Annotated in this window: 9 protein-coding genes; all 9 read right to left on the reverse strand. The window is 73.7% G+C overall.

The genetic code is table 11. The annotated features are described in order from the left end of the window. Window positions 1-34 precede the first annotated feature (34 nt). Window positions 35-1,444, reverse strand: a complete 1,410-nt coding sequence (locus tag C1A33_RS18080) for a M16 family metallopeptidase (RefSeq protein WP_101832663.1) — start codon at window positions 1,442-1,444, stop codon at window positions 35-37. A gap of 10 nt (window positions 1,445-1,454) precedes the next feature. Continuing rightward, entirely contained in the window at window positions 1,455-3,641 is a 2,187-nt protein-coding gene (locus C1A33_RS18085) for a polyribonucleotide nucleotidyltransferase (protein WP_101832641.1), read from the reverse strand. Between the two features lie 285 nt (window positions 3,642-3,926). After that, complete coding sequence (gene rpsO / locus C1A33_RS18090; protein ID WP_101832642.1) at window positions 3,927-4,196, reverse strand: 30S ribosomal protein S15; 270 nt, start codon at window positions 4,194-4,196, stop codon at window positions 3,927-3,929. Window positions 4,197-4,414: 218 nt separating this feature from the next. Continuing rightward, window positions 4,415-5,344 (reverse strand): bifunctional riboflavin kinase/FAD synthetase, encoded by a 930-nt coding sequence (locus C1A33_RS18095; RefSeq protein WP_101832643.1) that lies wholly within the window; start codon window positions 5,342-5,344, stop codon window positions 4,415-4,417. 67 nt (window positions 5,345-5,411) lie between these two features. Beyond that, window positions 5,412-6,332 carry a tRNA pseudouridine(55) synthase TruB gene (truB, locus tag C1A33_RS18100; protein WP_101832644.1) on the reverse strand — a complete coding sequence of 307 codons (921 nt, stop codon included), beginning with the start codon at window positions 6,330-6,332 and terminating at the stop codon, window positions 5,412-5,414. Further along, on the reverse strand, window positions 6,329-7,567 hold the full coding sequence (locus C1A33_RS18105) for a DHH family phosphoesterase (protein WP_101832645.1): 1,239 nt from the start codon (window positions 7,565-7,567) through the stop codon (window positions 6,329-6,331). The genes truB and C1A33_RS18105 overlap by 4 nt, the downstream gene beginning before the upstream one ends. Window positions 7,568-7,633: 66 nt before the next feature. Further along, a complete protein-coding gene (rbfA, locus tag C1A33_RS37740) occupies window positions 7,634-8,305 on the reverse strand; it encodes a 30S ribosome-binding factor RbfA (protein ID WP_341477237.1) in 672 nt (223 codons plus the stop codon). 123 nt (window positions 8,306-8,428) lie between these two features. Then, a complete protein-coding gene (locus tag C1A33_RS18115; protein WP_101832646.1) occupies window positions 8,429-8,761 on the reverse strand; it encodes a DUF503 domain-containing protein in 333 nt (110 codons plus the stop codon). Window positions 8,762-8,844: 83 nt separating this feature from the next. Continuing rightward, a partial coding sequence (infB, locus tag C1A33_RS18120; RefSeq protein ID WP_101832664.1) for a translation initiation factor IF-2 occupies window positions 8,845-11,335 on the reverse strand: 2,491 nt, incomplete at its 5' end.

The following is an 11,335-nucleotide window of genomic DNA, read 5'->3' on the forward strand; positions in this document are numbered from 1 at the left end:
CCGGCCCCCGGTCCGGGGCGCGGCCGGCGGGCCGTCAGCGGGCGACGGCCGCGGTGAAGTCGTGATCGTCGAACGGGCCGATGACGCCCAGCGCCCAGGGCTGCTCGACCAGGGTCGCCGCGACCGCCTGAACATCGTCGAGGGTGACCGCGTCGACCCGAGCCATGATCTCGTCGACGGAGAGCAGCTCCCCGTGGACGAGCTCGCTCTTGCCGAGCCGGCTCATCCGCGAGCCGGTGTCCTCCAGGCCGAGCAGCAGCGAGCCGTGGCTCTGCCCGCGGGCCCGCTCGAGCTCCTCCGCGGTGATCCCGCGCTCGGCGATCGAGCGCACCTCGGCGCGGGCGATCTCCAGCACCTCGTCGGCGCGCCGCGGCCCACAGCCCGCGTAGACGCCGAACAACCCCGCGTCGGCGAAGTGGGACGCGAACGCGTACACGGAGTACGCCAGGCCCCGCTTCTCCCGGATCTCCTGGAACAACCGGGAGCTCATCCCGCCGCCGAGCGCTGTGGTGAGCACCCCGAGGGCGAACCGGCGCGGGTCGTGGCGCGACATGCCGACCGTGCCGAGCACCAGGTTCGCCTGCTCGGTGGGCCGCTCGGAGACCACGATGCCCGGCGCCGGCGGGTAGTCGTAGCTGCCGGCACGCAGTGGGCTCGGGTCCGCCGCGGCCGCCGTGGGCTGATCGCCGAAGGCGTCCACGACGAGGGCGAGCGCCCGGTCGTGGTCGAGGTTGCCGGCGATCGAGACGACCATCGCCGGCGGGGTGTACCGCGAGCGGTAGTAGTCGGCGATCGTCTCGCGGCCCAGCCCCTCGATCGACGCGATCGAGCCGAGCACCGGCCGGCCGAGCGCGGACGAGCCGAGCATCGCCTCGGCGAACACGTCGTGGACGACGTCGCCCGGGTCGTCCTCGTGCATGGCGATCTCCTCGAGGATCACGCCACGCTCGGCCTCGACGTCGTCCGCGGTCACCAGCGAGCGGGTGACCATGTCGGCGACGACGTCGACGGCCAGCGGCAGGTCGGAATCCAGCACCCGCGCGTAGTAGCAGGTGTACTCCTTGCTGGTGAACGCGTTGAGATCGCCGCCGACCGCCTCCAGCGACGCGCTGATGGTCAGCGCGTCGCGGGTCGGCGTCCCCTTGAACAGCAGGTGCTCCAGGTAGTGGGAGCAGCCGGCGGTCACCGGGGTCTCGTCGCGCGAGCCGACGCCCACCCAGACGCCGATCGCGGCGGAGCGCACCCCGGGGACGCGCTCGGTGACGACCCGCAGGCCGCCGGGCAGCACGGTGCGCCGCACGGCACCGCCCAGCAGCGACTCGCCGGACCCGCCGGCGGCGAGCAGCCGGGCGACCCGGTCGCCGGGCTCGCTGGACCCCGCCGTGCCGGCTGGTCCGGTGCCGGCGGAGTCCACGGGACGGGTGGGCGTGGAGGCGTCGCTCACGGCGCGGCCGTCAGGACGCGTCCGCCGCGTCCGCGGCCTCGGCACTCGGAGACAGGCTGATCTTGCCTCGGCTGTCGATCTCGGTGATCTCCACCTGGAGCTTCTGGCCCACGGTGAGCACGTCCTCGACCTTCTCCACCCGCTTGCCCCCCGACAGCGTCTTGAGCTTGGACACGTGCAGCAGGCCGTCCCGACCAGGCGTGAGCGACACGAACGCGCCAAAATTGGTGATCTTGACGATCGTACCGAGGTAGCGCTCCCCGACCTCGGGCATCTGCGGGTTCGCGATCGCGTTGATCGCCGAGCGGGCGGTCTCGGCCGAGGTGCCGTCCGCCGCGCCGATGTAGATCGTGCCGTCGTCCTCGACGGTGATCTCGGCGCCGCTGTCCGCCTGGATCTGATTGATCATCTTGCCCTTGGGCCCGATGACCTCACCGATCTTGTCGACCGGGATCTTCACCGAGATGACCCGCGGGGCGTGCGCGGACATCTCGTCCGGGCTGCCGATCGCCTCGGCCATGACGTCCAGGATCGCCAGGCGCGCGCCGCGGGCCTGCTGCAGCGCCCCGGCCAGCACCGAGGCGGGGATGCCGTCGAGCTTGGTGTCGAGCTGCAGGGCGGTGACGAAATCACGGGTGCCGGCGACCTTGAAGTCCATGTCGCCGTACGCGTCCTCGGCACCGAGGATGTCGGTCAGCGTGACGTAGGCGTCGTCGGCGTGCACGAGGCCCATCGCGATGCCGGCGACCGGCGCCTTGAGCGGCACGCCGGCGTTGAGCAGCGACAGCGTGCTCGCGCAGACCGAGCCCATCGAGGTCGAGCCGTTGGAACTCAGCGCCTCGGAGACCTGGCGGATCGCGTAGGGGAACTCCTCGCGGCTGGGCAGCACCGGCAGCAGCGCCCGCTCGGCGAGCGCGCCGTGGCCGATCTCGCGGCGCTTCGGCGATCCGACCCGGCCCGTCTCCCCGGTGGAGTACGGCGGGAAGTTGTAGTTGTGCATGTAGCGCTTGGTGCGGTCGGGGTTGAGCGTGTCGACCGTCTGCTCCATGCGCAGCATCGCGAGCGTGGTGACGCCCAGGATCTGCGTCTCACCCCGCTCGAACAGCGCCGAGCCGTGCACCCGCGGGATGTAGTCCACCTCGGCGGACAGCGCGCGGATCTCGGTGGTCGCGCGACCGTCGATCCGCACCCCCTCGCCGACGATCCGGGCCCGCACCAGCTTCTTGGTGAGCGCGCGGTAGGCCGGGGAGATCTCCTTCTCGCGGCCCTCGAACTGGCCGGTGACCTTCTCGACGGCGAGCTGGCGGACCCGGTCGAGCTCGTTCTCCCGCTCGGCCTTGCCGGCGATGCGCAGCGCCGCGGACAGCTCGTCGCCGACCGCCGCGGCCAGCGCGTCGAGCACGTCGTCGTGGTAGTCGATGAAGACCGGGAACTCGCGCGCCGGCTTGCCGGCGAGGGCCGCCAGCTCGCTCTGCGCCCGGCACAGCTCGCGGATGGCGGGCTTGGCGGCCTCGAGACCGGCGGCGACGACCTCCTCGGTCGGCGCGGGAGCGCCGCCGGCGATCAGCTCCACCGTGCCCGGGGTGGCCTCCGCCTCGACCATCATGATCGCGACGTCGGCACCGTCGTCCACGACCCGGCCGGCGACGACCATGTCGAAGGTCGCGCGGGCGAGCTCCTCGTGGGTCGGGAAGGCGATCCACTCGCCGTCGACGTACCCGACGCGGGTCGCGCCGATCGGGCCGCTGAACGGCAGGCCCGACAGGGTCGTGGACGCGCTGGCCGCGTTGATCGCGACCACGTCGTAGAGCGTGTCCGGGTCGAGGGCCAGCACGGTGGCCACGACCTGGATCTCGTTGCGCAGCCCCTTGGCGAACGAGGGGCGCAGCGGCCGGTCGATGAGCCGGCAGGTGAGGATCGCGTCCTCGCTGGGCCGCCCCTCGCGGCGGAAGAACGAGCCGGGAATGCGCCCGGCGGCGTACATCCGCTCCTCGACGTCCACCGTCAGGGGGAAGAAGTCGAGCTGCTCCTTGGGGTTCTTGCTGACCGTCGTCGCGGAGAGCACCATCGTGTCGCCCAGGTAGGCGACCGCGGATCCCGCGGCCTGCCGGGCGACCCGGCCGGTCTCGAAACGCACCGTGCGGTTGCCGGCCGGGGTCGCAATGACCGCCTCGGCCGCATGTGTCGAGTCGTCCACTCGAACCACTCCATCCTCTTCTTCGGCCGGGTCCACGCAGCCGATCTTGTACGTCGGCCGGGTCCGCGTCCTTGAGGATGCCGGCGCTCAGTCGAAGTCCCCGGGAACCACGGGCGACATGCCCGCTCCCGACGGCCACGACCGAGGACCGGCGGCTCCCACCACCACGGACCCGGTCAGGTCCTCCACCGCCGGCGGATCTGCCCGCCGGCGGACGACGCATCCGGTATCTACCCCCGATGCGTCAGAGGGAGCGTCCCCGGCGGGGTCGCTCCCTCTCACGTGCTACCGCCGTAGCCCGAGTCGCTCGATCAGGGCGCGGTAGCGGCTGATGTCCGTCTTCGCCAGGTAGTTCAGCAGCCGGCGCCGGCGCCCGACGAGCAGAAGCAGGCCGCGGCGGCTGTGGTGGTCGTGCTTGTGCACCTTCAGGTGCTCGGTGAGGTCGCTGATCCGACGGGTCAGCATCGCCACCTGGACCTCCGGCGAGCCGGTGTCCCTCTCGACCGTGGCGTAGTCGGACATGATCTTCTGTTTGACGTCGTTCGCGAGCGGCACGCTCCACCCTCTCCTTCTGCTTCGGGACGGCGCGCGCCCGGGGTCTTCCTCACCCGGACCGACCTCCGGCACACGGCACCGTCGCCGCGCGATCCGGACACGCCGCACCCGCCTGGTCCCGAAGCCTATCAACCCGAGGGGAACCGCCCGGCCACCGGTCGTCGGCCCGCCGCGGGTCGCGGGCCGTGACCCGGCACGGACATGCCCGGGACGGTGGCTCACACCGTCAGGGTGAGCTCCCGGGTGGCCTCGACGTCCGCGGCCATCTGGGTCACGAGCTCGTCGACGGACTCGAAGCGCAGCGTCGGGCGCAGCCGGTGGGTGAACTCGTAGGCCATGTACTGCCCGTACAGGTCCCCGTCGAAGTCCAGCAGAAACGCCTCCACGCGCCGCTCCCGTCCGGCGAAGGTCGGGTTCGTCCCGATCGAGATCGCGGCCGGCTGGCGGCGGCCGTCCCAGCAGGCGAAGCCCGCGTAGACGCCGTCCGCGGGCACCGCCGCCCATGGCGTCACGTCGACGTTGGCCGTCGGGTAGCCGATCGTCCGGCCCCGCGCGTCGCCATGCACCACGACGCCCTCGACCCGGTGCGGGCGGTCCAGCGCCGCCGCGGCCGCCTCGACGTCCCCGTCGGCCACCCGGCTGCGGATCGCGGTCGAGGACATCACCTGCTCGCCCACGCGGACCAGGCGCACCCCGTCGACCTCGAACCCCTCGCGGGCGCCCGCCGCCTCCAGCGAGGCCAGCCGTCCGGCGGCCCGGTGGCCGTAGCTGAAGTTCTCCCCGACCACCACGACGCTGGCGCGCAGCCGCTCGACGAGCACCTCCCGCACGAAACCGGCGGCCGACACCTTGCTGAACCCCAGCGTGAACGGCTGCACGCACATCGCGTCCACCCCGATGGCCGCCAGCAGCTCCGCCTTGAACCGCAGGGTCGTCAGCAGCGCGGGATGGCTGCCCGGGCGCAGCACCTCGCCCGGGTGCGGGTCGAAGGTGAGCACGAGCGACCGTTCGCCGCGTTCCCGGGCACGGGCCACCGCCCGCCCGATGATCTGCCGGTGCCCGAGGTGCACTCCGTCGAAGAAGCCGATCGTGACGACTCCGCCGTCCCAGTCGGCTGGCGTGTTCTCCGCGCCTCGCCACGTTTGCACGGGGGAAGCCTAGGACATTCTCGCGGGGCGCGGTCCGGGCGGGACCCACCGGCGGTGGGCGGACGGTTCAGGCCGGGGCGAACACGACGAGGGAGCGGACGGTGTCCGCGGTCTCCTCGACGAGCGCCAGCACCGCGCCGTCAGGGCCGAAGACGCCGTAGGTGCCAGCCCGCCCGACCGGCTCCAACCGGCGTCCATGGGCCACGTCGAGCGCCGGCCCGGCGTCGACGTCACGGCGGGCGAAACCGGCCGCGACCGCCTCCCCCAGCGGCGTCACCGCCGCGCGTCCCCGCTGTTCGAACGTGTCGAGACTCACCGCGTCCGCGAGCGCGAACGGTCCCACGACGGTGCGCCGCAACGCCGTCAGGTGCGCCCCGCAGCCCAGCGCCGCGCCGAGATCACGGGCCAGTGCCCGGATGTAGGTGCCGCTGGAGCAGTGGACCGTCACGTCGAGATCCGTCCCCGCCGGGTCGGGAGCGCCGTGCGCGCCGCGCCGGGCGAGCAGGTCGAAACGGTGCACCGTCACCCGCCGGGGCGCGAGGTTCACCTCCTCGCCGGCACGCACCCGGGCGTAGGCGCGGACCCCGTCGACCTTGACCGCGCTGACGCTGGACGGCACCTGGTCGATCCGCCCGGTCAGCGCCGCCATCCGCGCGGCGAGGCGCTCGGGGTCGACGTCGACCGGGCGGTCCTCGACCGGCTCGCCCTGCGCGTCGTCGGTCGTCGTGGTCCGGCCGAGGCGGATCGTCGCGTCGTACACCTTGTCGGTGAGCGCGAGATGGCCCAGCAGCCGCGTGCCGCGCCCGGCGCCGAGCAGCAGCACCCCGGTCGCCATCGGGTCGAGGGTGCCGGCGTGGCCGACGCGCCGCTGGCCGAGGAAGCGCCGGGCGCGGGCGACGACGTCGTGCGAGGTGCATCCCGCCGGCTTGTCGACCACGACGAGCCCGTCGACCTGCGGCCCGGGCGCGGCCCGGCCGCGCGGGCTCACCGGCGCCCCAGCGCCGGGCCGATCGACGGCTCGCCGCCGCGGCGAGCGGCGGGGACGGTGGTGCGTCCAGCCGCGTCGTCGGGCCCCGCGAGCGGCCCGGCCGCGGGATCGGCCAGCCGCGGCGCGCGCACCAGGGCGTCGCGGAACGTGTCCATCAGCGCCGCCAGGTGCGCCCGGGAGGTGAAGCCGGCGGCCAGCTGATGGCCGCCCCCGCCGAGACCGGAGCACAGCACCCCGACGTCGACGCCGCCGCGGGAGCGCACCGAGACCTTCCAGGCCGCGCCGTCCTGCTTGCAGATCACCGCGACCTGCGCCTCCGACACGGTGCGCAGCGTGTCGATGAATCCCTCGATCTCGTCGTGGTCGAGTCCGGCCGTGCCCAGGTCGCCCTCGCCGCACCAGCTCCAGACGAGGTCGTGTTCGGGCTCCAGGCGGGCCCGGCCGAGCACGGTGCCGAGCAGCTTCACGTAGCCGAACCGGTGGGTGTCCCACAGCGCCCGGCTGATCAGGTCGTGCCGGATGCCGGTGGCCAGCAGTCGGGCGGCCAGGCCGTGCACCGCGGGGGTCGTCGCCACGAACCGGAACGAGCCGGTGTCGGTCACCAGGCCGGTGTAGATCGCCGCCGCCATGTCGGCGTCGAGGGGCACGCCGAGGGCGTCGATCAGCTCCATGACCATCGCGCTGGTCGACGCCGCGTCACGATCGACGAGGTTGAGCGTGCCGAACCGGGTGTTGGAGGCGTGGTGGTCGATGACCACCACGCGCGGTGCCTCCCGGGATCCCGTCGCCTCCCGGGATCCCGTCGCCGGCTGGGATCCCGTCGCCGGCGACGTACCCCTGCCGGCCGGCTCGGTGAGGCGGGCCAGCCGGCCGAGCCGGGATCGGCTCGCCACGTCCAGGCAGACCACCAGCTCCGGTGGGCCACTGATCGTCACCGGATCGGCGAGCAGCTCCTGTCCGGCGAGGAAACGCAGGGTGCGGGGAACCGCGAACGGCTCGGCGTCGAAGGTCACCCGCGGCCGGCCGCCCATCGCCCGCAGGGCGAGAGCGAGCGCGAGCGCCGAGCCGAGGCTGTCGCCGTCCGGGCTGACGTGCGCCGCGAGCACGACCTCCGTGCCCGTGGCGACCGCACCGGCGAGTTGCGCGGCCACGGCCGCCCGCCCGGCCGGGACGTCGTCCCAGCCGGCGGGCGGCGGGTCGGCGACGCCCGTCGCGGTGTCACACAGATCGGTCATCGCCGGCCCCCTCGCCGTCTCCGCCGCCCGCCGTCACCCGGGTGGCCCGTCCCCCTCAGGGGCTTGTCACTGCCCGCCGACGGCGCCCGAACCCTGCCCGGGTGACGCCGAGTACATCCGCCACGCCGGGCCGCGGACGGTCCCGTCGGTCCCGTCGAGGTCGTCGGCCTCCCCGCGCCGCGAGCCATCTCGGTCGGCGAGGCCGGCGCCGGCGGGATCGGCGGCGCCCAGGCCGGCCTCGCCGCGGTCTGCCTCGTCCGAGTCGGGCTCGTCCGAGTCGGGCTCGTCGGAGCCGTCGGCGTCGGCATCGTCGTCGATGACGCGCGGGCGACGGTAGGGATCGTCGTCGCCGGCGGGCTGCGCATCCCGGCGGACCTCGGCGAGGCGGGCGTCGCGCTCCCGCGCGACGCTGATCAGGTCCTCGAGGTGCTGTGCGTCGTCGGGCAGTCGATCGTGCACGAACGTCAGCGTCGGCGTGTTCTTGATGCCGGTGGCCCGCCCGACCTGGCTGCGCAGCAGGCCGCGGGCCGACTCCAGGGCCTGCGCGGACGTGCGCCGCGCGTCCTCGTCGCCGTAGACGGTGTAGAAGACGGTCGCGTCGACGAGATCCGGCGTCACCCGCACGTCGGTGACCGTGACCATGCCGAGCCGCGGATCCTTCACGCCACGCTCCAGTGTGGACGCGACCACCTCGCGAATACGCACGGCCAGCCGCCGCGCCCGGGCCGGATCAGCCACCGTTCATCTCCTTGCTCCGTGTGTGCCCCGCTGCGAGGGCGGGCAGCGCGCCCCACCACCGGGCGGGCGTCGCGGTCCGCCGCCCGGGCGGGGGTGGGGGTGCGGCCCCCTCCGGGCGAGCGGTCAGTCAGGCAGGCCCGCCGTCGCGTGCGGCTGGCCGTCGGCGTCGTCCTCGGCGAGAAGGCGCTCGCGAGCGGCGAGCACCTCGACCTCGGGCCGGTCCGCCACGAGCCGTTCACAGGCCGCCAGGACCTCGACGCAGTGCGCCCGGTCGGCGGCGACGACCGCCACCCCGATCTCGGCGCGGCGGTGCAGGTCAAGCTGTCCGGTCTCGGCAACGCTCACCGCGAAGCGGCGCCGCACCTCGGCGATGATCGGCCGGACCACCGATCGCTTCTCCTTGAGGGAGTGCACGTCCCCGAGGAGAAGATCCAGGCTGAGGGTTCCGATCCACATGATCGTCTCCCGCTGTGCGGCACGGGTGTCCGGCGCCGGCCGGCCGCACTGGCTGGCCGGCCGGCACCGATCGACGTCGTGCCTCAGACGCGGGGAACCTCCCGCTGCTCGAAGGTCTCGATGACGTCATCCACCTTGATGTCGTTGAACGACCCGAGGCCGATACCGCACTCGTAGCCCTCGCGGACCTCGGTGGCGTCGTCCTTGAACCGCTTGAGCGACTCGACCGTGAGGTTGTCCGCCACGACCACACCGTCGCGAATGAGGCGGGCCTTGGTGTTGCGGCGGATGATCCCGGACCGGACCAGCGAACCCGCGACGTTGCCGATGCGCGGCACGCGGAAGACCTCGCGCACCTCGGCGGTGCCGAGCTGGGCCTCCTCGTAGACCGGCTTGAGCATGCCCTTGAGGGCGTTCTCGATGTCCTCGATGGCCTGGTAGATCACCGAGTAGTAGCGGACCTCCACGCCCTCGCGGTCGGCCAGCTCCGTCGCCTTGCCCTGCGGGCGGACGTTGAAGCCGATGATGATCGCGTCCGAGGCCGACGCCAGCATGACGTTGGTCTCGGTGATCGCGCCGACACCGCGGTCGATGATCCGCAGACCGACCTCGTCGCCGACGTCGATCTTGAGCAGGGCGTCTTCAAGGGCCTCGACGGACCCGGAGACGTCACCCTTGAGGATGAGGTTGAGCTGGGTCTTCTCGCCCTCCTTCATCCGCTCGAGGATCGTCTCCAGGGTCGGACGGCCACGGCTGAGCGCGAGCTCGGCGTTGCGCTCACGCGCCTGGCGACGCTCGGCGATCTGACGGGCCACCCGGTCCTCGGGCACCACCAGGAAGTTGTCACCCGCATCGGGGACGCTGGTGAAGCCGAGCACCTGCACCGGGCGGGCCGGGCCCGCCTCGGTGACCTGACCGCCATGCTCGTCGAGCATGGCGCGGACGCGACCGAACGCCTCGCCGGCGACGACCGAGTCGCCGACCCGCAACGTGCCGCGCTGGACGAGCACCGTCGCCACCGGGCCGCGGCCACGGTCGAGACGGCCTTCGATCGCGACGCCCTGGGCCTCCGTGCCCGTCGGCGCCCGCAGGTCCAGCGAGGCGTCGGCGGTCAGGACGATCGCCTCGAGCAACCCGTCGATGTTGGTCCGGTTTCGCGCGGAGACGTCGACGAACATCGTGTCGCCGCCGTACTCCTCGGCCACCAGGCCGTACTCGGTGAGCTGGCCGCGCACCTTGGCGGGGTCCGCCCCCTCCTTGTCGACCTTGTTGACCGCGACGACCACCGGCACGTTCGCCGCCTGGGCGTGGTTGAGCGCCTCGATGGTCTGCGGCTTCACGCCGTCGTCCGCCGCGACGACCAGGACCACGATGTCGGTGACCTGGGCACCGCGGGCACGCATGGCGGTGAAGGTCTCGTGACCCGGGGTGTCGATGAAGGTGATCGGTCGCTCGTCGCCGTCGACCGTCGCCCGCACCTGGTAGGCACCGATGTGCTGGGTGATGCCCCCGGCCTCGCCCCCGACCACGTCCGTGGAGCGGATGGCGTCGAGGAGCTTCGTCTTACCGTGGTCGACGTGACCCATGACGGTCACCACCGGCGGCCGGATGGCCAGCTCGACATCGTCGCCGTACTCGCCGCCGAAGGACAGGTCGAAGCTCTCCAGCAGCTCCTTGTCCTCGTCCTCGGGGCTGACGATCTGCACCTCGTACCCGAGCGTGACGCCGAGCAGCTGCAGCGTCTCGTCGGTGCAGGACTGGGTCGCCGTCACCATCTCGCCGAGCTGGGTGAACACGACCTGGACCAGCGCGCCGGGGTTGGCGTCGATCTTGTCGGCGAAGTCCGCCAGCGAGGCGCCGCGCGGCAGCCGGATGGACTGCCCGTTGCCACGGGGCACCATCGCGCCCATGCGCGGCGCTTCGAGCCCGCTCTCCCATTCCTGCCGCTTCGCGCGCTTCGACTTGCGCTGGCGGCCAGGACGGCCACGGCCACCGGGCCCGAAGGCACCGGCGGTGGTACCGCCGCGGCCACGGCCACCCGCGGCCGGCCGCCCGCCGCCACCGCCACCACCGGGACGGCCCGGCGCACCGGCGCCGCCGCCACCGCCGCCGCCAGGACGACCGGGAGCACCGCCGCGGCCGGCGAAGCCGCCGCCGGGCCGCGGGCCGCCGCCGCCACTGGGACGGCCCGGCGCACCGCCGCCGCCACCGGGACGGCCAGGCGCACCGCCCGCCGGACGCGGCTGGAACATGTTCGCGTTGGGACGCGGGCCGCCGCTGCCGCCCGGGCGCGGCGGCATGCCGCCGCCGGGACCACCAGGCCGCGCACCCGGCCGCGGCGGCATCGAGCCCGGCGAGGGCCGCGGGCCACCGGCACCCGGCGCACCGGATCCACCCGCGCGCGGTCCACCGGGACGGGGACCCGGGCGCGGACCGCCGGGACGCGACGGGGAGGCCGGGCCCTGCCCGCCGGACTGACCCGCCGACGGGCGAGGCCCGGCGGACGGCGTCGTGTACGGGTTGTTACCAGGGGCCGAGGGCCGGGGGCCCGGCCCTCGGCCCCTGGTAACAACC

Origin of the sequence: Frankia canadensis, assembly GCF_900197875.1 — a bacterium.
Lineage (GTDB): Bacteria > Actinomycetota > Actinomycetes > Frankiales > Frankiaceae > Frankia > Frankia canadensis.

Coding starts and splice junctions, on each gene's coding strand:
- C1A33_RS18105 (WP_101832645.1), bottom strand. CDS start 7,567: ATGACCGATCTGTGTGACACCGCGACGGGCGTCGCCGACCCGCCGCCC.
- C1A33_RS18115 (WP_101832646.1), bottom strand. CDS start 8,761: ATGTGGATCGGAACCCTCAGCCTGGATCTTCTCCTCGGGGACGTGCAC.